21 protein-coding genes are annotated in these 22,584 nt (G+C 54.5%); 16 read left to right on the top strand and 5 right to left on the bottom strand.

Features of this window, described 5'->3' with window-relative positions; translation table 11 throughout:
* Positions 1-20 precede the first annotated feature (20 nt).
* Positions 21-149, top strand: a complete 129-nt coding sequence (mntS, locus tag INF68_RS03355; RefSeq protein WP_008501175.1) for a manganase accumulation protein MntS — start codon at positions 21-23, stop codon at positions 147-149.
* 283 nt (positions 150-432) lie between these two features.
* Complete coding sequence (locus INF68_RS03350; protein WP_126786558.1) at positions 433-2,016, top strand: phosphoethanolamine transferase; 1,584 nt, start codon at positions 433-435, stop codon at positions 2,014-2,016.
* Between the two features lie 132 nt (positions 2,017-2,148).
* On the opposite strand, the gene ompX is transcribed toward INF68_RS03350, so the two are convergent.
* A complete protein-coding gene (gene ompX / locus INF68_RS03345; RefSeq protein WP_023310884.1) occupies positions 2,149-2,667 on the bottom strand; it encodes an outer membrane protein OmpX in 519 nt (172 codons plus the stop codon).
* 354 nt (positions 2,668-3,021) lie between these two features.
* On the opposite strand from ompX, the gene rhtA reads away from it, so the two are divergent.
* The 6 genes from rhtA (at position 3,022) to ybiO (ending at position 9,620) form a co-directional block, all read left to right on the top strand.
* The gene (gene rhtA, locus INF68_RS03340; RefSeq protein ID WP_023334998.1) at positions 3,022-3,909 is read left to right on the top strand and encodes a threonine/homoserine exporter RhtA; all 888 of its coding nucleotides are present in this window, start codon (positions 3,022-3,024) and stop codon (positions 3,907-3,909) included.
* 299 nt (positions 3,910-4,208) lie between these two features.
* Positions 4,209-4,712, top strand: coding sequence for a DNA starvation/stationary phase protection protein Dps (gene dps, locus INF68_RS03335; RefSeq protein ID WP_010428924.1), 504 nt, complete (start codon positions 4,209-4,211; stop codon positions 4,710-4,712).
* A gap of 362 nt (positions 4,713-5,074) precedes the next feature.
* Complete coding sequence (gene glnH, locus INF68_RS03330; protein WP_023310880.1) at positions 5,075-5,818, top strand: glutamine ABC transporter substrate-binding protein GlnH; 744 nt, start codon at positions 5,075-5,077, stop codon at positions 5,816-5,818.
* Positions 5,819-5,902: 84 nt separating this feature from the next.
* Positions 5,903-6,562, top strand: a complete 660-nt coding sequence (glnP, locus tag INF68_RS03325; protein WP_003858462.1) for a glutamine ABC transporter permease GlnP — start codon at positions 5,903-5,905, stop codon at positions 6,560-6,562.
* Complete coding sequence (gene glnQ, locus INF68_RS03320; protein ID WP_023310879.1) at positions 6,559-7,281, top strand: glutamine ABC transporter ATP-binding protein GlnQ; 723 nt, start codon at positions 6,559-6,561, stop codon at positions 7,279-7,281. Before glnP ends, glnQ begins: the two co-directional genes overlap by 4 nt.
* Positions 7,282-7,406: 125 nt before the next feature.
* Positions 7,407-9,620 carry a mechanosensitive channel protein gene (gene ybiO / locus INF68_RS03315; protein ID WP_126786557.1) on the top strand — a complete coding sequence of 738 codons (2,214 nt, stop codon included), beginning with the start codon at positions 7,407-7,409 and terminating at the stop codon, positions 9,618-9,620.
* Between the two features lie 48 nt (positions 9,621-9,668).
* Here ybiO and rlmF read toward each other — a convergent pair whose 3' ends face one another.
* A complete protein-coding gene (gene rlmF / locus INF68_RS03310) occupies positions 9,669-10,580 on the bottom strand; it encodes a 23S rRNA (adenine(1618)-N(6))-methyltransferase RlmF (RefSeq protein WP_185874189.1) in 912 nt (303 codons plus the stop codon).
* Positions 10,581-10,823: 243 nt separating this feature from the next.
* Between rlmF and mcbA the strand changes: the two genes are divergently transcribed.
* The 3 genes from mcbA (at position 10,824) to ybiJ (ending at position 12,025) form a co-directional block, all read left to right on the top strand.
* On the top strand, positions 10,824-11,090 hold the full coding sequence (gene mcbA, locus INF68_RS03305) for a DUF1471 family periplasmic protein McbA (protein WP_032661263.1): 267 nt from the start codon (positions 10,824-10,826) through the stop codon (positions 11,088-11,090).
* Between the two features lie 122 nt (positions 11,091-11,212).
* Positions 11,213-11,479 (top strand): DksA/TraR family C4-type zinc finger protein, encoded by a 267-nt coding sequence (locus INF68_RS03300; protein WP_029739810.1) that lies wholly within the window; start codon positions 11,213-11,215, stop codon positions 11,477-11,479.
* A gap of 285 nt (positions 11,480-11,764) precedes the next feature.
* On the top strand, positions 11,765-12,025 hold the full coding sequence (gene ybiJ, locus INF68_RS03295) for a DUF1471 family protein YbiJ (protein ID WP_023310874.1): 261 nt from the start codon (positions 11,765-11,767) through the stop codon (positions 12,023-12,025).
* Between the two features lie 115 nt (positions 12,026-12,140).
* Here ybiJ and ybiB read toward each other — a convergent pair whose 3' ends face one another.
* Entirely contained in the window at positions 12,141-13,103 is a 963-nt protein-coding gene (ybiB, locus tag INF68_RS03290; RefSeq protein WP_126786555.1) for a DNA-binding protein YbiB, read from the bottom strand.
* Between the two features lie 266 nt (positions 13,104-13,369).
* On the opposite strand from ybiB, the gene INF68_RS03285 reads away from it, so the two are divergent.
* The 5 genes from INF68_RS03285 to INF68_RS03265 all read left to right on the top strand — a co-directional run bounded on the left by INF68_RS03285 (position 13,370) and on the right by INF68_RS03265 (position 18,731).
* Complete coding sequence (locus INF68_RS03285; RefSeq protein ID WP_109846315.1) at positions 13,370-13,906, top strand: fimbrial protein; 537 nt, start codon at positions 13,370-13,372, stop codon at positions 13,904-13,906.
* Positions 13,907-13,974: 68 nt separating this feature from the next.
* The gene (locus INF68_RS03280) at positions 13,975-14,649 is read left to right on the top strand and encodes a molecular chaperone (RefSeq protein WP_109846314.1); all 675 of its coding nucleotides are present in this window, start codon (positions 13,975-13,977) and stop codon (positions 14,647-14,649) included.
* Between the two features lie 25 nt (positions 14,650-14,674).
* The gene (locus INF68_RS03275) at positions 14,675-17,218 is read left to right on the top strand and encodes a fimbria/pilus outer membrane usher protein (RefSeq protein ID WP_126787460.1); all 2,544 of its coding nucleotides are present in this window, start codon (positions 14,675-14,677) and stop codon (positions 17,216-17,218) included.
* A gap of 20 nt (positions 17,219-17,238) precedes the next feature.
* Complete coding sequence (locus INF68_RS03270) at positions 17,239-18,231, top strand: fimbrial protein (RefSeq protein WP_193525264.1); 993 nt, start codon at positions 17,239-17,241, stop codon at positions 18,229-18,231.
* A complete protein-coding gene (locus INF68_RS03265) occupies positions 18,228-18,731 on the top strand; it encodes a fimbrial protein (RefSeq protein WP_126787459.1) in 504 nt (167 codons plus the stop codon). Before INF68_RS03270 ends, INF68_RS03265 begins: the two co-directional genes overlap by 4 nt.
* Here the strand turns inward: INF68_RS03265 and dinG are convergent.
* A complete protein-coding gene (gene dinG / locus INF68_RS03260; RefSeq protein ID WP_126787458.1) occupies positions 18,718-20,895 on the bottom strand; it encodes an ATP-dependent DNA helicase DinG in 2,178 nt (725 codons plus the stop codon). The two genes, INF68_RS03265 and dinG, sit on opposite strands and share 14 nt — an antisense overlap.
* A gap of 97 nt (positions 20,896-20,992) precedes the next feature.
* Entirely contained in the window at positions 20,993-22,378 is a 1,386-nt protein-coding gene (gene rhlE / locus INF68_RS03255; RefSeq protein ID WP_109846310.1) for an ATP-dependent RNA helicase RhlE, read from the bottom strand.
* Between the last annotated feature and the right edge of the window lie 206 nt (positions 22,379-22,584).

The raw sequence follows: 22,584 nt of genomic DNA, 5'->3' as shown, positions 1-22,584 counted from the left end.
ATCAAAACTCAGGAGGTCTTATGAACGAATTCAAGAGGTGCATGACCGTGTTTACCCACTCTCCCTTTAAAGTGCGCTTAATGCTGTTGAACATGCTGTGCGATATGTTTAACGGCAAACCGCATCAGGACGACAAACCTTCCCACTAAGCGGCGTTGCGGTACGCCGCTTCATTTTCCCGTCACAATCTCGCTGTAAACTGGCTTTCAGCCGCCCTATTCCCGATCTTTTTTACGGATTTGCAATCCCCTTCGCAAAACATCTGCTTAGCAACTGTTGATATTATTTAGCGCTCGCACTATCTTCTTGCAGCCCTGCACAATTTGCGGCTCGCTGAAGCGGACCCTCATTCCCTCTCCACGCACTGTCAGGCAGGTTATGACCCTTGACGCCAGGGTGAGCACATGGCGTTTTCATCCATGATAGTGACCTATGAATGTAACCCTGATAGATACCGTTGTGACCCGCAGCCGGGCCTTAAGCCCGTGGACGGGTTTTTACTTTTTGCAGTCATTACTGATTAACTTTGCGCTGGGTTATCCCTTTAGTTTGCTCTACGCGGTGGCTTTCACCTGCATTCTGCATGTGCTGTGGCGAACCGCACCGCGCGTGCAAAAAGCATTAATCGGCATCTGTTCGCTGGTCGCTGCACTCTATTTCCCGTTTGGCCAGGCTTACGGCGCGCCAAACTTTAATACCCTACTGGCGCTGCACTCGACCAATATGGAAGAGTCAACGGAGATCCTGACGATCTTCCCGTGGTACAGCTACGTGGTCGGGATCTTTATCTTCGCGTTGGGCGTTATCGCCATCCGCCGTCAGTCGGGCGAGAAAAAATCCTGGGGTAAGATCGAAATACTCTGTCTGGTGTTCAGCGTTGCCGTGGCGTTTGTCGCCCCCATCCAGAATATTCCCTGGGACGGTAAGCTCAGGCTCACCAATATCGGCTATCCGGTTTTCCGCTTCGTGAAGGACGTCGTTGTCAATAATAAAGAGGTTCTCGACGAGCAGGCGCGCATGGCTGAGCTTTCCAATATGAAAGACACCTGGAACGTGCTGGCCGTTAAGCCGAAGTATCACACCTATGTGGTGGTGATTGGGGAAAGCGCGCGTCGCGATGCAATGGGAGCCTTCGGCGGACACTGGGATAACACACCGTTTGCCAGTTCGGTTAAAGGCACGCTGTTCACCGATTATGTCGCGGCCAGCGGCTCGACGCAGAAATCGCTCGGCCTGACGCTTAACCGGGTCGTCGACGGCAAACCTCAGTATCAGGATAATTTTGTCACCCTGGCAAACCGCGCGGGTTATCAGACCTGGTGGTTCTCCAATCAGGGGCAAATTGGCGAATACGATACGGCCATCGCCAGTATCGCCAAACGTGCCGACGAAGTGCAGTTCCTGAAGAACGGCGACTTTGAAGCCGACAAAAATACCAAAGACGAAGCGCTGCTGAAAATGACGGCACAGGTCTTCGCCACTCCGCGCACCCAGCCTCAGCTGATCGTCCTGCACCTGATGGGGTCGCACCCGCAGGCCTGCGATCGGACGGGCGGGAAGTACGCGGAGTTCGTGCAGTCCAAAGAGACCTCATGCTATCTCTACACCATGACGCAAACCGACGACCTGCTGAGCAAGCTGTACGATCAGCTACGCAATACGGGCGACAGCTTCTCAATGGTCTATTTCTCGGATCACGGGCTGGCGTTTAAAGAGCGTGGTAAAGAGGTGCAGTACCTGGCGCACGATGACAAGTTCCAGCAGAACTTCCAGGTGCCGTTTATGGTGCTGTCGAGTGATGATAAAACGCATCGCGTGATTAAAGCGCGCCGTTCGGCAAATGATTTCCTGCAGTTCTTCTCGCAGTGGACGGGGATTACAGCCGAGCAGATAAAAACGGCTTACCCGTTTGTCTCTAACAAGAAAGCTCCCCCAGTATACGTTACCAACTTCAAGTTACAGAAAGTTGACTATAACCATCTGGGAACGGATATTTTCGATATTAAGAATAAGTAGCGGTCCGATACCCTGACCCACGGGGAGAGGGAACATCACTAAAAACGGCAACCTGGGGTTGCCGTTTTGCTTTTACTTCCCCAAAAAAAATCCGCCACATTGGGCGGATTTTTTATTAGCTCACCGGAGTGATTAGAAGCGGTAACCTACGCCCGCGATCCAGGTGCCAACGTCAACGTTGCGGATACGGCTCTGCTCATAGGAGAAGTCCAGAGCAACGTCCTGGATTGGGTTGAACTGCAGGCCTGCGCCATAGGAGAAGCCATAGTCGCTGTTGCTTGCAGTGCGGCTTTCGCTCTGGTTTTCAGTCTGCTGGAATTTACCGTAGCCAACACCTACAACACCGTAGATGCTCGCCCAGTCATTCAGACGGTAAGCTGGACCAGCGGTGATACCGTAGTACTGGCCTTTGTTGTATGCGCCGTTTTCAGAACGATCTTTCTCGGTGTAGGTGAAAGAACCGATCACGCCCAGTGGGTTGTTATCCTGCTCGTAGCGATACTTCAGGTTGAAACCGTTAGCTTTGTTCATCACGCCCTGATAGTCGCTCTGAGCGTAACCACCAGTAACAGTAGAAGTAGCAGCTACAGCGGTACCTGCGGAAACAGCCAGTACAGCGGCCAGTGCTGAAAGACATGCAATTTTTTTCATAACCACCTCAAATGTGCTTCAAGTAAGTCCGTAAGTTTTAAATATATCAAAAAAATTTGCGAAACTCTTTGTGATTCGTGATGTCTAATGAAACCTTTCCTGTAACAGAACGTTTCCAGCGTCAGCTATCTCTTTCAAATCACATGCAATTTTCACTACTAAATGCGCATAGTGCGCGCAAGCGCAGTTACATTCATCCAGATTATTCCTAATCTATCAGGCGATAAATCCACCAGCGCTTAACCATTTTACGGATTTCACGAGGTTTTTTTTCAACAGCACCTCAACCGTTGCCGCTTATTTCCTTTACACTGCAACCTTTACCTCATTTGACATAAGCTGACAGGAGAAAGGATGCCTGGGTTATCCCGCACGTCGTCGGTCTGGTTGCCGGTAGCAGTCATACTCATTGCCATGTTGTCCATTCAAAGCGGTGCTTCGCTTGCAAAATCACTTTTTCCGCTGGTCGGTGCGCCTGGTGTGACTGCCCTGCGTATCGTGCTGGGCACGGCGATACTGGTGGTCATTTTCAAACCCTGGCGTCTGCGCTTCAAAAAGGAGCAGCGTTTACCCCTGCTGTTTTATGGACTCTCCCTTGGGGCAATGAACTATCTGTTCTATCTCTCTATTCAGACGATACCGCTGGGGATCGCCGTCGCGTTGGAGTTTACCGGCCCGCTGGCTGTGGCGCTTTTCTCTTCGCGACGTCCGGTCGATTTTATCTGGGTCGTGTTAGCCGTTCTGGGTTTATGGTTCCTGCTGCCGCTGGGCCAGAGCGTCGCTGAGATCGATCTGACGGGTGCAGCCCTGGCGCTGGGTGCAGGCGCCTGCTGGGCTGTCTATATACTCACGGGCCAGCGTGCAGGAGAAGAGCACGGTCCGGCGACCGTCGCGTTAGGTTCCCTGATCGCAGCCATCGTCTTCGTGCCTATCGGCATGGCGCAGGCGACCGAATCTATCTGGCAATGGTCCGTCATGCCCATAGGACTGGCGGTCGCGATTCTCTCTACCGCACTCCCCTATTCTCTGGAGATGATTGCCCTTACGCGTCTGCCGACGCGCATATTTGGCACGCTGATGAGCATGGAGCCTGCGTTAGCCGCCATTTCCGGGATGGTGTTTCTCGGCGAAACCCTCACGTTGACCCAGACGCTGGCGCTCTGCTCGATTATCGCGGCATCAATGGGCTCGACGCTCACCATGCGCCCTGAACCTAAAGTTGAGAAAGTTGATATCAGCTAAGGCCATATATTCTGCATGGCTTCCACGCCATGCAGAATAAAGGCCAGAAAGACAGACGTTATAATTTCTTACACACTTTGCGCTAATTTCGAAATATCCCTCTGCGTTTACATCCCCAACCAGCAATTAAGATTGATCTGTATCAATTTAAAAATTACCCATTAATTTCAACAAATTAAATTCTCAATCCACTTCTCGCTATTAAACCGATAGGCACAGCCAAACCGCAGAGAAAAAATCCGGTGCTATACTTAGTTCCGTAATTACCTGGGACATAAACATCAAGAGGATATGAAATTATGAGTACCGCTAAACTGGTGAAAACGAAAGCGTCTAATCTGCTTTATACCCGTAACGATGTATCGGATAGCGACAAAAAGGCGACCATTGAGTTGCTGAATCGCCAGGTGATCCAGTTCATCGATCTTTCGCTGATCACCAAACAGGCCCACTGGAATATGCGCGGTGCAAACTTTATTGCCGTTCATGAAATGCTGGATGGCTTCCGCACAGCACTGGTTACCCACCTCGATACGATGGCTGAACGTGCCGTTCAGTTAGGCGGCGTGGCGCTGGGTACCACGCAGGTGATCAACAGCAAAACGCCACTGAAGAGTTATCCGCTGGATATCCATACCGTTCAGGATCACCTTAAAGAGCTGGCGGACCGCTATGCGATTGTGGCCAATGACGTGCGCAAAGCGATTGGCGAAGCCAAAGACGAAGATACCGCAGACATTTTCACCGCCGCGTCCCGCGACCTGGATCAGTTCCTGTGGTTTATCGAATCTAACATCGAATAATTCATATGAATTTTCTATCAAACCCTCGCCCTCCGGTGAGGGTTTTGCACTTCTATGGTGCACAATTTTTCCCTGCACACCTGCAAAAGTGAACGAAATGTAATAATCACCTCACACAACCGTTAACGGAAGATTGTTTTTTCGTCAGAATTTACGCTAAATATCTCCCCGTCAGTTGAGCCAAACGAAGTGCACCAAAACGGTGCTCCAGTTTGGTGCAATAACACCTCATTGCCCCATTTATTGTGCAATGCATGACATCATCCCCTTTGCAAAACAATAGCTTGTAAAGTTGGCACGATTTTTTCATTGTGCCACCTGTTCTCGCAGGGGATCGCCCCGTGGATATAAAAGGAAATGCTATGAAGTCTGTATTAAAAGTTTCACTGGCTGCACTTACCCTGGCTTTTGCAGTGTCCTCTCAGGCTGCCGACAAACTAGTTGTGGCGACCGACACGGCGTTCGTTCCGTTTGAATTCAAACAGGGGGATAAATACGTTGGTTTTGATGTGGATCTGTGGGCCGCTGTCGCAAAAGAACTCAAGCTGGATTACACCCTGAAGCCTATGGACTTCAGCGGCATCATCCCGGCACTGCAAACCAAAAACGTTGATCTGGCACTGGCAGGCATCACCATTACTGATGAACGTAAAAAAGCGATCGACTTCTCTGACGGCTACTACAAAAGCGGCCTGCTGGTCATGGTCAAAGCCGATAATAACGACGTAAAAAGCGTGAAAGATCTCGACGGCAAAGTGGTGGCAGTGAAGAGCGGCACCGGTTCTGTTGATTACGCGAAAGCAAATATCAAAACCAAAGACCTCCGTCAGTTCCCGAACATCGACAACGCGTACATGGAACTCGGCACCAACCGTGCTGACGCTGTTCTGCACGACACACCTAACATCCTGTACTTCATTAAGACAGCCGGTAACGGCAAGTTCAAAGCCGTTGGCGAGTCTCTGGAAGCGCAGCAGTACGGTATCGCATTCCCGAAAGGCAGCGACGACCTGCGCACGAAAGTTAACGGCGCGCTGAAAACGCTGAAAGAGAACGGCACCTATAACGAAATCTACAAAAAATGGTTCGGTACCGAGCCTAAATAATAAGACGTAAAAATGACGTTCACTCGGGGGCGACCTTTCGCCCCTGCTATTTTTGAAACACGGTAACAGTAACAGGAAATTATCATGCAGTTTGACTGGAGCGCCATCTGGCCTGCCATTCCACTCTTGCTTGAAGGCGCTAAAATGACCCTGTGGATTTCGGTCCTGGGTCTGGTTGGTGGGTTGATTATCGGACTTGTCGCCGGTTTCGCCCGCACCTACGGCGGCTGGATCGCAAACCACATCGCACTGGTTTTCATCGAAGTGATCCGCGGCACGCCAATTGTCGTGCAGGTCATGTTCATCTACTTCGCCCTGCCTATGGCGTTCACCGACCTGCGCATCGACCCGTTCAGCGCGGCCGTCGTCACCATTATGATCAACTCAGGCGCCTACATTGCGGAAATCACCCGCGGTGCGGTGCTGTCGATTCATAAAGGTTTCAGTGAAGCCGGTCTGGCGCTAGGTCTTTCTCGTCGCGAAACGATCCGCCACGTTATTCTGCCGCTGGCGCTGCGTCGCATGCTGCCGCCGCTCGGTAACCAGTGGATCATCAGCATTAAAGATACGTCGCTGTTCATTGTTATCGGCGTGGCAGAGCTGACCCGTCAGGGGCAGGAGATCATTGCTGGCAACTTCCGCGCGCTGGAAATCTGGAGTGCGGTAGCCGTTGTCTACCTGATCATTACTCTGGTTCTGAGCTTCGTTCTGCGTCGTCTTGAAAGAAGGATGAAAATCCTGTGATTGAATTTAAAAACGTTTCCAAGCACTTTGGCCCAACCCAGGTGCTGCACAATATCGATCTCAACATCAAACAGGGTGAAGTGGTGGTGATTATTGGGCCATCCGGCTCCGGTAAATCCACCCTGCTGCGCTGCATCAACAAGCTGGAAGAGATCACCAGCGGCGATCTGATCGTCGACGGCCTGAAGGTAAACGACCCAAAAGTGGACGACCGTCTGATTCGTCAGGAAGCGGGCATGGTGTTCCAGCAGTTCTACCTGTTCCCGCACCTCACGGCGCTGGAAAACGTGATGTTTGGCCCACTGCGCGTGCGCGGTGCCAGCAAAGCGGCGGCGGAAGCGCTGGCAAAAGATCTGCTGGCGAAAGTCGGCCTGGCAGAACGTGCGCACCACTACCCTTCCGAGCTGTCCGGCGGTCAACAACAGCGTGTGGCGATTGCCCGCGCTCTGGCTGTCAAACCGAAAATGATGCTGTTTGATGAGCCTACGTCCGCACTCGACCCGGAGCTGCGCCACGAGGTGCTGAAAGTCATGCAGGATCTGGCGGAAGAAGGGATGACGATGGTTATCGTGACCCACGAAATCGGCTTTGCTGAAAAAGTGGCGTCCCGCCTGATCTTTATTGATAAAGGCCGTATCGCGGAAGACGGTAACCCGCAGGAGCTGATTGCGAACCCGCCGAGCCAGCGTTTGCAGGAGTTCCTGCAGCACGTATCCTGATTGTTCGCTTCAAACGTAAGCCGGGCATGCCCGGCTTTTTTACGCCAGATTGTTCCCAAAAATCCCCCTCCTCGCCCCGACTTCTATACTTATCATTTTGTTCGACATTTTCACCGGAGGACGCCGTGCCGTGGATCCTGCTGCTGTTGATTAGCCTGTTTAGTGCGCCATCGTTCGCCGTCGCGATCCCTGGAGTGACCACCGGGAACACCGCTACCCAGCAAAGTACGCCGCCTCCGGAACCCGATGTTGAACAGAAAAAAGCCGCCTACAGCGCGCTTGCCGACGTCCTTGAGAACGACACCTCCCGGCAGGAACTCATTGGCCAGCTACGCAAAGCCGCCGCCACGCCGCCGCAGGAGTCGGTGCCAACCCTCACCCCTCCGCAGGCTGAGGAGCAAAAAACGGTGCTGGAAAACGTCACCGACGTGAGCCGTCACTATGGGGAAGCGCTCTCCTCGCGCTTCGCTCAGCTTTACCGCAACCTGATTGGCTCCCCGCATAAGCCATTTAACCCGCAAACGTTTACCGCCGCCGCCACGCAGTTCCTGATGCTGGCGGGGGCGGTGTTTCTTTTTTACTGGCTGGTGCGCCTGTGCGCGTGGCCGCTGTACCGCAAAATGGGGCAATGGGGACGCAGAAAGAATCAGCATAAAAGCAGCTGGCTGCACCTGCCGTTGATGATCGCCTCCGCGTTCATCATCGATTTACTGCTGCTGGCGTTGACGCTGTTTTTAGGCCAGATGCTGGCCGACAGGCTGAATGCCGGCAACAAAACCATCGCCTTCCAGCAGTCGCTTTTCCTGAATGCCTTTGCCCTGATTGAGTTCTTCAAGGCGCTGCTGCGGTTACTCTTTTGTCCGCACGTGCCGGAACTGCGCCCGTTTTCCATTCGGGATGAGAGCGCGAAGTACTGGGCGCTGCGTCTGAGCGTGCTCAGCGGGCTGATAGGCTACGGCCTGCTGGTTGCCGTGCCGATCATCTCCAACCAGGTGAACGTCCAGTTTGGCGCGCTGGCAAACGTGCTGATCATGATCTGCATTACCGTCTGGTCGCTGTACCTTATCTTCCACAATAAAAAAACCATTACCCAAAGCCTGCTGAATCTGGCCGATCGCTCCCTCTCGTTCTTTAGCCTCTTTATTCGCGCGTTCGCCCTGGTGTGGCACTGGCTGGCAAGCGCTTACTTCATCGTGCTGTGCTTCTTCTCGCTGTTTGACCCGGGCAATAGCCTGAAATTTATGATGGGGGCGACGTTCAAAAGCCTGGCCATTATCGGCATCGCGGCGTTTGTATCGGGGCTGCTGTCGCGCTGGATCTCGAAAACCATCACCCTGTCGCCGCAGGTCCAGCGTAATTACCCGGAACTGCAAAAACGGGTAAACGGCTGGATGTCGGTATCGCTCAAGGTGGCGCGTATTCTCACCGTCTGCGTGGCGATTATGCTGCTCCTGAATGCCTGGAGCCTGTTTGATTTCTGGAACTGGCTGCACAACGGTGCGGGTGAAAAAACGGTCGATATCCTGATTCGCATCGCGCTGATTTTGTTCTTCTCCGCCGTCGGCTGGACGCTGCTGGCGAGCCTTATTGAGAACCGTCTGGTATCGGATATTCACGGCAGGCCCCTGCCCAGCGCGCGGGCAAGAACGCTGTTAACCCTGTTCCGCAACGCGCTGGCGGTGATTATCAGCACCATCACCATCATGATCGTGCTGTCGGAAATCGGCGTGAATATCGCCCCGCTGCTGGCGGGTGCCGGTGCCCTGGGGCTGGCCATCTCCTTCGGCTCACAAACGCTGGTGAAGGATATTATTACCGGTATCTTCATTCAGTTTGAAAACGGGATGAACACGGGCGATCTGGTGACCATCGGGCCGTTAACCGGCACCGTGGAGAGGATGTCCATCCGCTCGGTTGGCGTGCGTCAGGACACCGGGGCGTACCACATCATTCCCTGGTCTTCGATCACCACCTTCGCCAACTTTGTGCGCGGCATTGGTTCCGTTGTGGCGAACTACGATGTGGATCGCCACGAGGATGCGGATAAAGCGAAGCAGGCGCTGCGCGATGCGGTAGAAGAACTGATGGAGATGGAGGATATTCGCGGGCTGGTGATCGGAGAGCCGTCATTTGCCGGCATCGTCGGGCTGTCGAACACGGCATTTACCCTGCGCGTGTCGTTCACCACCCAGCCGCTGAAGCAGTGGACGGTGCGCTTTGCGCTCGACAGCATGGTGAAAAAACACTTTGATCTGGCGAACGTGCGGATGCCCGTGCAGACGTATCAGGTATTGCCGCCGCCCGCATCGCCGCTCCCTCCGCAGGAGCCGACGCTGTAACCTGGTTGCCGGGTAGCGGCTTCGCCTTACCCGGCCTACGACAGGGTGCTATTTGCGACGTTTGCTATTGTCCATAAACGTCCAGGCGATAAAGCGGCTCTGTTTCTGGCCCTGCGCCATCTCTTTTTTCACCACTTTTACGGCGCCCGCTTCGGTCAGCGCACGGTAGAGCGGGGGCAGATTATCTCCCCGGGAAACCAGCGTCGTGAACCACTTCACCTGGCGGCCAAACTGCTTGCTTTCATCAATCATGCGCAGGATAAACGCCACTTCCCCCCCTTCGCACCAGAGCTCCTGCTGCTGTCCGCCGAAGTTCAGCGCGGCATCTTCAGCCTGACCCAGGTTACGGCGCTTGCGCTCGCTGCCCGCACGGGCCGATGCCGCCGAATCATGGAACGGCGGGTTGCACATCGTGGCGTCATAGCTTTCGTTTTTGTGAATAATGCCGTTGAAGATCGACGCCGCGTCTTTCTGACGACGCAGGCGAATAGCGCGGCTCAATCCCGGGTTAGCGCTGATAATCGCCTGGGCGCTGGCAAAGGCCTCGTCACCGATTTCGCTTCCGGTAAAGCGCCACTGATATTCATGCGCCCCGATCAGCGGGTAAATCAGGTTCGCCCCGGTGCCAATATCCAGAATGGTGGCCAGCTGTGGAACGACACCCTCATTGCCTTCGGCAAGGAGGTCGGCAAGGTGATGAACGTAGTCAGCGCGGCCCGGCACAGGTGGACAGAGAAAGCCTTCCGGGATATCCCAGTGAGCTACACCGTAAAAATGCGCCAGCAGGGCTTTGTTCAGCATTTTCACCGCCTGCGGGTCAGCAAAGTTGACCGAGGGTTCACCCGCAGGGGTCTGAACAAGATAGTCCTGCAGCGGCGGACAGCTCAGGCATAACGCGTTCATGTCGTAGCGGCTGCGGTGGCGATTTCGCGGGTGCAATCCCGGCTTTTGGGCAGTCATGGCATTCTCCTTTAAACAGCGGCGTAAGATACCCTTTGCTGGCCCAGCGGTAAATCTTTCTCTGCGGCTTTCAAAAAATCGCCATAAATCAAACACCTTTATGTCTATGATCCGTCAGCGAATTGTCAATTTATATCGTTCAAAAAATAAGCAGATCATCATCAAATATTTGCGCTAAGTCACACTCGTCGGGCTTCTAAACTTAAAGGGAATCACCTGTTGTTTCCTCATGAGGATGTGATTATGAAAAAGTACCTGACCCTTGCTGTTATCGCAGCCGCCCTGGCGACCGCGTCCTTCTCTGCCATGGCCGTTCAGTCACTGACCCAAAGTACCGATACGAGCCAGCTACGTCCTGCAGGCACCGTTTCGGTAAGCCGTGCCAGTAACCTTGACGATCTACAGGCTAAGCTCGCCGAAAAAGCCCGTCAGGAAGGTGCAAAAGGATTCGTAGTGAACTCCGCTGGCGGAGATAACCATATGTACGGCACTGCGACTATCTATAAATAACCTGTCTCTACAGCAAGACTGCATCTGCCCAACGGGTGCAGTTCTCTTCTCCCCTCGCCTTGATTGTTCATTTTTTAACCCCATAGTAAACGTATGGCCTAAACCGATTTCAGGAGGACGCTATGGCTTCCGGCTGGGCAAATGACGACGCTGTTAACGAACAGATCAACAGTACAATTGAAGATGCGGTTGCGCGTGCCCGCGGTGAAATTCCGCGCGGTGAAAGCCTAACGGAATGCGAGGAATGCGGAGAACCCATTCCGGAGGCGCGCCGAAAAGCCATTCCCGGCGTGCGGCTTTGTATCACGTGCCAGCAGCATAAAGATTCAAAAAATGCATCACACTCAGGATATAATCGCAGAGGTTCGAAAGACAGCCAGTTACGTTGACTTTGCTTTACCAAAGCTAACCGAGCGCGCGCGTTCCTTTACGCTCACGGTTTTTAGCCATACGCGTAGCAAAACGTGCCCTTCGTATCGCTTCTGTAAAGCGCATCCGCAAGAAGTGTAAAGGGGTGCTTTGAATTTATTAATATTCAATAAGTTATTTGTCATTCAATTTTTTTGAGCAACCACGTCAATTCTCTTCGATTTTATCACTCGCAAAAAACCGTGATACTTATCACATCGACGGAACATCGTCCCCTTAACAGAAACACCTGCGAGAGATTAATTATGAAAACCATCAAATATGCTGTAGCTGCTGTTGCCCTGTCCGCTCTGTCTTTCGGCGCTTTCGCTGTCGAGCCTGTCTCTTCTACTCAGGCACAGAACATGAACAAAGTCGGTGTGGTGAGTGCTGATGGCGCAACCACCCTGGACGGTCTGGAAGCCAAACTGGCAGAGAAAGCCGCTGCTGCCGGTGCAAGCGGATACACCATTACCTCCGCTAACGGCAATAACAAGCTGAGCGGTACCGCGGTTATCTACAAATAATCGCCTGAACGAATGCTGTCCCCTCGCCATACCCTCTGGTGAGCTGCTCCACCCTCATTGACCCTGTTGTTGTTACCCTTGCTTGCCCGTCCGCCACTGGACGGGCTTTTTTTGTCTAAAACGCCTGTGCCACGCGTTCAAGGCCGGCCTGGACGGATTCCACTTCTCCAGTTGCCAGCAAACAGCAGGCCATCTGCAGCTTAATCGAATGCGGAACAGGAACATTTCCGGCAAGACACTGCTCAATCCAGTGGGCTGTGGTATGGGGATCTTTTGCCTCAGGCAATATCACACCGCTATTCTCTTCCCCGCGTTCCAGAACGGCGCGCGTTCCGGCAGAATCGATCAGCATCACCTGCGGACAGCGCTGCGGGTTCGCATAAACCTCGCCCTCCGTGCCGTGCATCAGTAACGCCCTTCCGCCAATTGCCTCAAAGAACTGCCCCACGCGCGCCACGTATTCCGGATGCGAAACGCTGGAAAGACGCAGGGCGGCATCTTCGCCAAACGGCGTGGCCAGTTTCGCCAGCGTGTGCGCGCTATTGCGCACGCCCATGCGCCAGCGTATATCGAGCTGCTTTTCCAGCGGCGGACAGAGCGTGCCGACCGGGATATAAACAGGCTGATGGCCATCCAGCTTCGCCTGCGCCTGACCGGCATGACGCGTTGGCTCGATGCCCAGCATCCCGAAAATGGTCTCCGTCAGCACGCGGGTGGGATCTTCGCTTACACCGTGCACCACCACCGGGAACCCTAGCTTGTGTAACAGGATAGCGAGCAGCGGGGTTAAGTTTGCCTGCTTGCGCGCGCCGTTGTAGCTCGGGATCACGATCGGCATCGGTTTTGCCACCGGCGGCGTTAAGCACAGCGTTTGCGCCTGCATGGCTTCATAGAACCCGCGCATCTCTGCTTCACCTTCGCCTTTGATACGCAGCGCGATCAGAATGCCCCCCATCTCCAGGTCGGGGACGTCGCCCTCCAGCATGCGGGTATAAAGCGCACGCGCGGTTTCATGGTCCAGATCGCGGGCATGATTTTTCCCGCGCCCTACCTCTTTGATAATTTTACGATAATCCACGACATTTCTCCTTACAGCAGGTTATCAACAATATAGCCCTGATGATAACGCCGCTGTTAGTTTTTTTGCCCATCCTGCGGTTTTTTATAATCAATTGTTTTGGTAAGAAAAATTATTTTGCAAGAATTAATTGAATTATTTGGAAGCCACGCGGGATCTTTCCCTGTCTGAGTTTTCTGATTAAATAGCCGGCGGTGAGTAGTTGAGACATAACTTCGAATAATGCGGGATGCAAAGGTCGAAAGGAGAAACATACAGGTTTAAATATGAAAAAAGTCACTTTAGGTTTATTCATTGCTGCCGCTATGGGATGCTCTGCATCTTCTTTCGCGGCATCCACCGGTGAAGGGCAAATTAACTTCACAGGTGAAATTATCGATTCCGCCTGTCAGGTGGTTAACGGCATAAGCAGTCCGCTGAATATTGCGCTGGGCAAAGTCTCCAAAACAGCATTTACTGGCGCAGGCTCTACCAGCACCTTAACGAAATTTGATATTCAGTTAAAAGACTGCCCGGAAACGGTCACGTCTGCAGCCATCAACTTCGGTGGTACGCCAGATGCGGATAATAACACCACGCTGGCCTTGACCCCGGGTGCGGCGACGGCAACTGGCGTGGCGATTCAGCTGGTTGATTCTTCCGACCAGCCAGTCAGTTTATATACGCCTTCAAAGCAATATCCTTTAGCTGCTGGCACGACGGTAAATCATCTGGAGTTTGGCGCACGTTATATTCAGACTCAGGAATCGATCACTGCCGGACAGGCTAACTCTGCGTCTACTTTTACAGTTATTTATAACTGATACGATCAATAAGGAGATATTAACCTTCACGTAAAGGTTAATATCTCCTCTTTCTTTGAGACAGATTTATGCGACACCGTTATTTATTAAGCGCACTTTTACTGACCGCAGTAACAGCCCATGCAGGTGTGATTATTAATGGCACCCGACTGGTTTATCAGGGAGAGAAAAAAGAGTCTTCGATTGGGATTTCCAATCCGGATGATATTGACTATCTGGTACAGTCCGGGGTGGATACCGGTTTGAAAAGAGGCGGTAAAGCGCCATTTCTGATTACCCCGCCTCTGTTCCGTCTGAACGCTAAAGAAGATAACGTGTTACGTGTGGTGCGCACCGGCGGAAATATGCCAGAAGATCGCGAGTCGTTATACTGGTTAAATATTAAAGCCATTCCTTCTTCACGTCATGAAGAGGGCGTTAATACATTACAAATAGCCATCAACACCCGTATTAAATTGCTGTATCGCCCTGCATCGATTAAAGGCAAACCCGAAGAAGTGGCAGATAAACTGGAATGGCACCGCGAAGGTAATGATCTGGTGGTCAACAACCCCACGCCTTTCTATATGAATTTCCAGAGCGTAACGCTGAACGGCCAAAAAGTGGCAAAAGCCACCTGGGCTGTGCCAGAAACCTCTACCCGCTTTGCCCTTCCGGCAAATATGAACGGTAACACCGTGAGCTGGTCGGTCATTAACGATTACGGAAGCATCAGTAAAACCTGGTCTGCATCCATTCGTTAATACTCTATTCGACGCCTGGATAATCATGTACAGCACAACTAAGCCGCTATTACGTCGACTGCGTGAAATGCTGCCCACTTTTTGTGGGATAGCGGTGACATGCTGCGCGCTGCAGGCCCACGCTGATGATTATTTTAACCCTGCCCTGCTGGATATTGATAATCCAGAGCAGGCAAAGACCGATCTCTCTGTTTATGAAAAAGGTCCCGGTCAGGCGCCAGGCAAATATCAGGTCACGATGTTCGTCAATAACAATAAAATCGACACCCGTGACGTCCTTTTTACATTACAAAAAGATGCGCAGGGAGATAATTCCCTGCAGCCATGCCTGAGTCTGGATGAATTAACGCATCTGGGCATCAAAACCAAAGATTATCCAAAGCTGGCGGCAAAAGGGGAATGCGCGGATCTTAGCGCAATCCCTTCGGCCTCGGCGACTTTCCGCATCAAAAACCAGCAACTACTGCTAAGTATTCCCCAGTCGGCGCTGGGCCAGGTGCCCCGTGGCTATATAGATCCGAAAGAGTATGACGAAGGGATCACCGCGGGCATCCTGAACTATAGCGTTAACGTCAGCCAAAGCCACGCCCGCCAGCATGGGAAAGCGGACAACAGCAGCCAGTTTATTAACCTGCGGCCCGGTTTTAACACCGGTGCCTGGCGCGTGCGTAATTACAGCACCTGGAACCACAATTCGGATGGCGGTCAGGACGACGGCAAGCTGACCCCGGTTTATACCTATGCCCAGCGCGATATCGTGGGGCTCAAGAGCGAACTGACCGTGGGGCAGAGCAGCACCCAGGCCGACGTTTTCGACAGTGTCTCTTACACTGGCGCACAGCTGGCTACCGAAAGCGACATGCTGCCCGACAGCGAGCGCGGTTATGCCCCGGTGGTACGCGGTACGGCGCACAGTAACGCCCAGGTGGTGGTTCGTCAGAATGGCTACGTTATCTATCAAAACACCGTCGCTCCCGGCGCGTTTGAGATTAACGATCTCTACCCCACCGGCAGCAGCGGCGATCTGAACGTCACGGTAAAAGAGACCGACGGCAGCGAGAGTCATTTCGTGGTGCCGTTTGCCTCCGTGCCGGTGCTGCAGCGGGAAAAACACCTGAAGTACAGCATCGCTGCAGGGCGCTACCGTTCATACGATAAAGAGATTGAGAAGACCCCTTTCGCCCAGGGCAGCGCCATCTATGGTCTGTCACATGGCGTCACCGTTTACGGCGGTACGCAGCAGAGTTCGCATTACCACTCCGCCGCGCTCGGCGCAGGGAAAAACTTTGGTGACCTCGGCGCGTTCTCCTTAGACGTTACCCGCGCCAAAGCGTTACTGGAAAAGCGCAAAACCAGCAATGGGCAATCCCTTCGTCTGCGCTACAGCAAAAATATTACCGCGACCGGCACTAACTTTTCCCTGGCGGGTTATCGCTACAACAGCAAAGGCTTTTACACCCTGCAGGACACCATGGAGTCCCGGACCAGTGCAAACGACTGGTCCGCTCCACAGCAGCGCCGCGCACGGGCGGAGACCACCGTCGACCAGAGGCTTGGCGACAAGTGGGGTTCGGTGACGCTCAGCCTGGTGAAGGAGAGTTACTGGAGCCAGAGTCAGGATATGACCTCCCTGAGCGTTAACTACAACAATAGCTGGCACGGCGTGAGCTATAGCCTGAGCTACAGCGTCAATAAAAACAGCGACGACATGGACGAGGACGGTAAATCCATCAGCTATGACCGACAAATCGGCCTCAACGTGTCGGTTCCGCTCGACCGCTGGCTGCCTAACACCTGGGCAAATTACAGCCTGAACAACAGTAAAGACGGCACCACCCACAACCTTGGCCTGAATGGTACCGCGCTGGAGGGAGACAAGCTGAGCTGGAACGTTCAGCAGGGCCTGGACAGCGCCAATAACAACACATCCACAAGTATGAATGCGGATTACAAAGGCACCTACGGTGAAGTGCAAGGTGGCATAAGCCAGGACAGCCATCAGCATACCGTGAACGCCGGGATCCAGGGCGGCATCGTCGCCCACTCTGACGGCGTCACCTTTGGTCAGACCTTGGGCGAAACCGTGGTGCTGATTAAAGCGCCGGGAACACACGGCACGCACGTTGCCAACCAGACGGGCGTGGAAACGGACTATCGCGGCTATACGCTGGTGCCCTTTGTCACACCGTGGCGCCACAACCCAATTTCGCTGGATACCGAGACGCTGCCAGAAGATGCCGACGTGACACACGCCTCGCAGACGGTGACACCAACACGCGGCGCGATAGTTCGCGCCAGCTTCGATACTCGCGTGGGCAACCGCGTCTTAATGACGCTGGCCTGGAAAGACAAACCGCTGCCCTTTGGCGCAACGGTCACCACGGAAGATAAGAGCATTGAATTTATTGTCGGCAATGACGGACAGGTGTATCTCACCGGCCTGCCGCAGCAGGGACGCCTTTTCATTTCCTGGGGCAAGGAGGCGAACGAACGGTGCGTCGCCGATTACGCCCTAATGCAGGAAAAGGACGACACCAACATTATTAACGCTGCCGCGCAGTGCCACTGATTAACTCCGGACAGACCATGATGCAGATAGCAAAATCGTTTTTCTTACTTATCGTTCTGGCGACCGCCGCGCTCTTTATGCCGCACGCGAAAGCTTCTTGCCAATCGCCGAATCTGCCCGCGCTACTTTCATTAGCGTCGATTTCGGTCCCCACCAGCCTGCCCGTGGGGTCCACCATTCCGGGAACTGAACGCGCTGTCCACATATCGGGAAACTGTTACTACGCGCCGGATGCGGGTCAGCCAATCATCGCGTGCTACAACGGCTTTGGCAAAGAGATCCCCGGGCTCCCCGGCGTCTATGAAACAGGCGTTGCGGGTGTCGGCATCTCGCTAAGAAATGATAAAGGACAGCGCGTGACCGGCGCGGCGGACCAGGTTTGTTCGGCGAACACCCCCGTAGGCCAGGTCTCCGGTACGATAAACAGCTACAGTACAATCCCGTTTAGCTTTGACGTGATGCTGGAACTGGTAAAAACCAGCGAAACCGTGGCTTCTGGCGCACTTACGATGAGCAATACGCAATTTAACCTTGCAGTTGGACGCATTGAGGCCCTCGGTGACCCTAACACCCTCTCTTACTCAGGCAATGTTCAGGTAAAAGCGGTGACCTGCACGGTGTCACCCAAATCCCTGACCATCACGCTGGGTGATTTTCCGGTGAGCCGCTTTACCGGGGCAGGAAGCGTGGTTTCCCAATCGGTATTTATTATCGGCATGCTCTGCGATCGGGATGTACAGCCTGAAATGATGATCGCCAGCGCCAATGGCTATGAAACGAATTTTCCCGGTGTGATCAAATTAACGCCGGAAAGCGGCGTGGCGACCGGGGTGGGGGTAAAAATGCTCTTTAACGGTCAGCCACCTGTTTTTGGTCAATACATGGATACATATGCCGCCAGCGCAAACATTCAGGCGCATTACCCCTTCAGCGTCTCCTATCAACAAACCAGCGCGGAGGTGACGCCTGGCCCGGCTAACGCCGTCGCAACCATTACGGTGGCCTACAAATGAAAACGTTATTGACGGTTTTACTGCTTGGACTCACCTGCCAGAGCCTGGCGGAAGAGATTCAGCTCGATATTCGCGGAAACATTTACGCCAACGCCTGCCAGGTAGACAGCACCAGCCAGAACCTGACGATCGATCTGGGCCAGGCGAATGTCAGCGATTTTAAGGGTGTAGGTGATACAGGCACGTGGAAATCGTTTGACCTCACCCTGTCGAAATGTCCGACCACCGCCGTACAGGCCTCCGCCACCTTTCACGGCCAGTCGGACAGCGCCTATCCGATCACATTTGCTAACACCGGCACGGCGAAAGGGCTGGCGCTGGAGCTTGCCGCCCCTCAGGACCAGATCATGATTGCGCCGGGAGTAAGCGTTAACCGGGTCATTAACCAGCAGGAACACACCGTCGATTTCCCACTGGCCGCCCGCTATTACACCACCTCGATGCCCGTTACCGCAGGCACCTTCAGCAGCGTGGTGCAGGTGACCTTTACCTATCAGTAGGACCGCGCCTCTTAGCATGGAAGCTCTTTCTACGCCCGGCAGCCTGTTTTGCCGGGTGTTTTTTTATCTCCGGCACCTCCGGCTGTTCAATGGGGAAAACCGGTAATGCATTCAGCAACCGCTGGCCGTAATTTTTCGTCAGCAGACGCTTATCGTAAATCACCACCTCGCCCCAGCAGCCGTGGCTACGAATCAAGCGCCCGACCTGCTGAATCAGGTTAAACGACGCCGCAGGCAAACTCTGCACCTCAAACGGATAGCGGTTGAGGCTTTTCAGCCATTCCCCTTCGGTGATCACTACCGGGCTGTCGATGGGCGGGAAGGCGATTTTATGGATATGCACCTGCGTCAGGTAGTCCCCTTTCAAATCCAGACCTTCAGCAAACGACTGTAAACCCACCAGCACGCTGCGCTCGCCGTTATCAATGCGCTTGCGATGGGTTTCCACCAGCCGGTAGCGCGGCTGATCGCCCTGCACCAGCAGGAGCAAACGCAAATCGGTGACGTGTTCGAGGAAGCGCTGCATCGCCCGCCCGCTGGCAAACAGCACCAGCATACCGGGGTACTTTTTACTCTCGACCTGCTCGCGGAAGTAGGCCGCCATTTCGGCGATGTGCTGCTCCTCGTTGTCGATGAGCGGCTCGAATTTCATGCGCGGAATGACCAGCTTGCCCTGCTCGCAGTGGTTAAACGGCGAGTCCAGCGCCACGAAACGGTCGCCCGCTTTCTCTTTGAGCCCGCTCATCTCCTGCAAACGAGAAAAACTGTTCAGGGAGCGCAGCGTGGCAGAGGTGACCACCACGTGCGGCACGCTGCGCCAGATCAGCTTTTCCAGCTGATCTGCCACGCGGATGCCCACGCAGTGGAAAAAGAGATGAACCTGCCCGTCCCGCACTTCGCGAGTGGCCCATTTGGTGACCGGCGCGCCGGACGCCTGCGCCATCGAGGCCAGCCGCCAGAGCTTGCTTTGCGCTTCAAACATCCCCAGCGCGCGGTTCATCTGCAGCAGAACGCGGTGCAGACGTACCACGTCATGCGAGCCGGTTTTCTCGCTGAGATCGTTTAAGAACATCTCCGCCAGCCCGCGCAGCTTTTCCAGATGCTTCGCCAGCTGCTGGCAGATCTCCATCACCTCTTCCGGCAGTTCGCCCATGGCAAAGCGGTGTTCGGCTTCCTGGGTTACCGGAAGATAAAGATTCAGGATGTTGTTCAGGGATGAAATGAGGCTATAGACCTCTTCACAGTGGTCGCTCAGCCGCTCCGGCACCGCCAGCGGCGGCGTAGTTTTCGGGCGGAACTGCTCCATGCAGGTCGCCACCAGCTTGCAGAAGAGATCCAGCTGCAGGCGGAACCACGGAGCGGTAATTTCCGCGCTCATCTCCAGCGCGTCACGCGCCACGTCCGGCAGATGATGACCTTCATCAAGCACCAGCAGCAGGTTTTTAGGCTCCGGCAGCACCGCTTCGCTCTCCAGCGCCGCCATCACCAGCGCGTGGTTGGCGACCACTACCTCCGCCTCCTGAATCTCACGCCGGGCGACAAAGAACGGGCATTCGCGGTAGTAGTGGCAGTTGCGGTTCAGGCAGCTGGCTTTGTCGGTGCTGAGCCTGCGCCACAGATCGTCGCTGATGGCCTGGCTGGTGTGATCCCGCAGGCCGTCCCACTTATAGCCGTCGAGCTCGACTTTGAGTTTTGCACACTGCTCCTGCTCGGCCTTATTGTTTGGCGTCAGCTCGTCATCCAGAAACGCGAGCAGATCCTGCTGATTCGGCTCGCTGCTGGCAAGCGCCGCCAGGTTACGCGGGCACACGTAACGCCCGCGCCCAAAGGCTGCCGTAAACCGCAGGTCGGGGATAATTTTGCGCAGCAGCGGTAAATCTTTGCTGAAGATCTGATCCTGCAGCGCCACGTTGGCGGTGCTGACCACCAGCGTTTTGTCCTCTTCCCGCGCAATCGCGATGCCGGGAATGAGATACGACAAGGTTTTCCCGACGCCGGTCGGGGCTTCAATCGCCAGATGTCGGCCGTCGTCCCCGGCGAGCGTTTTTGCCACGTCGGCAATCATCTGCCGCTGCGGCGCTCGGGGGATAAAATCGGGGATCTGCTGCTGTAGCGCCTTATACCATGCGCCAATTTGCGCCTTAAGCGCAGCGGTTAAAGCCATTGGAAAACCTGAAATACTGTATAAACAGCCACTATTGTGGCACTTTCTCTTCGCTGCCGCAAAAAGAAAAGCCCGGCTTTACGACCGGGCTTCCAGATTACTGCGGGTTAGCAGGCTTGCGCGGGCGGCGTCGACGCTGCCCTTCCCCTGCCGGTTTCCCTTCGCCGCTGCGCCACGGGCTTTCACCCGCCGGTTTGCTGTCGTTGTTGCGACGCGGCGGTTTGCCGGATGATTTCGGCGCGCCGCCTTCGGCACGACGCGGCTGCTGACCGCGACCGCCGCCGCCCTGACCGCGTCCACCGCCGCCCTGACGACCGTTCTGAATCGGCTCGGCTTTGATCGACGGATCCACTTCGTAACCCGGGGTTTCGATGCGCGGGATCTCTTTCTTCAGCAGGCGTTCGATGTCGCGCAGCAGCTTGTGCTCGTCCACGCAGACCAGAGAAAGCGCTTCACCGGTTGCCGCCGCGCGGCCGGTACGACCGATACGGTGAACGTAATCTTCCGGCACGTTTGGCAGCTCGTAGTTCACCACGTGCGGCAGCTCTTCAATGTCGAGGCCACGGGCAGCGATGTCGGTCGCCACCAGCACGCGGATGTCGCCGGATTTGAAGTCTGCCAGCGCACGGGTACGCGCGCCCTGGCTCTTGTTACCGTGGATCGCCGCGCTGCGGATGCCGTCTTTATTCAGCTGTTCCGCCAGGTGGTTGGCACCGTGCTTGGTGCGGGTAAAGACCAGCACCTGCTGCCAGTTACCCTGGCCGATCATCTGGGAGAGCAGTTCCCGCTTGCGCTTTTTATCCACAAAGTGAACGTGCTGCGTCACCTGCTCAGAGGCGGTGTTGCGACGCGCCACTTCCACTTCCAGCGGGTTATGCAGCAGCTTTTCCGCCAGCGCCTTGATCTCGTCGGAGAAGGTCGCGGAGAAGAGCAGGTTCTGACGACGCGCAGGCAGCTTGGCCAGCACGCGGCGAATGTCGTGAATAAAGCCCATGTCGAGCATGCGGTCGGCTTCGTCCAGCACCAGAATTTCAACCTGGTCCAGCTTAACCGCGTTCTGATGCTCCAGATCCAGCAGGCGGCCTGGGGTAGCAACCAAAACGTCAACGCCGCCGCGCAGCTTCATCATCTGCGGGTTGATGCTGACTCCGCCGAAGACCACCAGCGAGCGAATGTTGAGGTAGCGGCTGTACTCACGCACGTTCTCACCAATCTGGGCTGCCAGTTCGCGGGTTGGGGTCAGGATAAGGGCACGAACCGGACGACGGCCTTTGGCGTGCGGCTGGTTTTTTACCAGCAGCTCTAACAGCGGCAGCGTAAAGCCCGCGGTTTTACCGGTGCCGGTCTGGGCGCTGGCCATCAGGTCACGGCCCTGCAGGACGGCAGGAATAGCCTGTTGCTGGATTGGGGTTGGCTCAACGTAGCCCTGTTCTGCGATCGCGCGCAGAATTTCCGGGTTCAGGCCAAGGGAATCAAAAGACATAAAAACTCCGAACCGCCCCGACCATCACAGGTGTAGTTTTCAGGGAGATATAACGAATAGGGGAGGACAAAAACCACAATGTCGCGAAGGGGCGGAGTGTAGCAGCTTTTGTGACGTAGCGCATAAAATATCCCTCAGCGTTCCCTCGACGTTAGCGTGATTCAGGCATAATCTTAATCAATCGATTGATTAATTCTTAATGCCAC

Origin of the sequence: Enterobacter cloacae complex sp. P16RS2, from assembly GCF_014982155.1 — a bacterium.
Classification (GTDB): domain Bacteria; phylum Pseudomonadota; class Gammaproteobacteria; order Enterobacterales; family Enterobacteriaceae; genus Enterobacter; species Enterobacter cloacae_M.
This window is presented reverse-complemented; position numbering and strand designations above follow the sequence as displayed.

What these genes read in the sequence shown, in the direction of transcription:
- mntS (WP_008501175.1), top strand. Translation starts at nt 21, where the DNA reads ATGAACGAATTCAAGAGGTGCATGACCGTGTTTACCCACTCTCCCTTT.
- INF68_RS03350 (WP_126786558.1), top strand. Translation starts at nt 433, where the DNA reads ATGAATGTAACCCTGATAGATACCGTTGTGACCCGCAGCCGGGCCTTA.
- ompX (WP_023310884.1), bottom strand. Translation starts at nt 2,667, where the DNA reads ATGAAAAAAATTGCATGTCTTTCAGCACTGGCCGCTGTACTGGCTGTT.
- rhtA (WP_023334998.1), top strand. Translation starts at nt 3,022, where the DNA reads ATGCCTGGGTTATCCCGCACGTCGTCGGTCTGGTTGCCGGTAGCAGTC.
- dps (WP_010428924.1), top strand. Translation starts at nt 4,209, where the DNA reads ATGAGTACCGCTAAACTGGTGAAAACGAAAGCGTCTAATCTGCTTTAT.
- glnH (WP_023310880.1), top strand. Translation starts at nt 5,075, where the DNA reads ATGAAGTCTGTATTAAAAGTTTCACTGGCTGCACTTACCCTGGCTTTT.
- glnP (WP_003858462.1), top strand. Translation starts at nt 5,903, where the DNA reads ATGCAGTTTGACTGGAGCGCCATCTGGCCTGCCATTCCACTCTTGCTT.
- rlmF (WP_185874189.1), bottom strand. Translation starts at nt 10,580, where the DNA reads ATGACTGCCCAAAAGCCGGGATTGCACCCGCGAAATCGCCACCGCAGC.
- mcbA (WP_032661263.1), top strand. Translation starts at nt 10,824, where the DNA reads ATGAAAAAGTACCTGACCCTTGCTGTTATCGCAGCCGCCCTGGCGACC.
- INF68_RS03300 (WP_029739810.1), top strand. Translation starts at nt 11,213, where the DNA reads ATGGCTTCCGGCTGGGCAAATGACGACGCTGTTAACGAACAGATCAAC.
- ybiJ (WP_023310874.1), top strand. Translation starts at nt 11,765, where the DNA reads ATGAAAACCATCAAATATGCTGTAGCTGCTGTTGCCCTGTCCGCTCTG.
- INF68_RS03285 (WP_109846315.1), top strand. Translation starts at nt 13,370, where the DNA reads ATGAAAAAAGTCACTTTAGGTTTATTCATTGCTGCCGCTATGGGATGC.
- INF68_RS03280 (WP_109846314.1), top strand. Translation starts at nt 13,975, where the DNA reads ATGCGACACCGTTATTTATTAAGCGCACTTTTACTGACCGCAGTAACA.
- INF68_RS03275 (WP_126787460.1), top strand. Translation starts at nt 14,675, where the DNA reads ATGTACAGCACAACTAAGCCGCTATTACGTCGACTGCGTGAAATGCTG.
- INF68_RS03270 (WP_193525264.1), top strand. Translation starts at nt 17,239, where the DNA reads ATGCAGATAGCAAAATCGTTTTTCTTACTTATCGTTCTGGCGACCGCC.
- INF68_RS03265 (WP_126787459.1), top strand. Translation starts at nt 18,228, where the DNA reads ATGAAAACGTTATTGACGGTTTTACTGCTTGGACTCACCTGCCAGAGC.
- dinG (WP_126787458.1), bottom strand. Translation starts at nt 20,895, where the DNA reads ATGGCTTTAACCGCTGCGCTTAAGGCGCAAATTGGCGCATGGTATAAG.
- rhlE (WP_109846310.1), bottom strand. Translation starts at nt 22,378, where the DNA reads ATGTCTTTTGATTCCCTTGGCCTGAACCCGGAAATTCTGCGCGCGATC.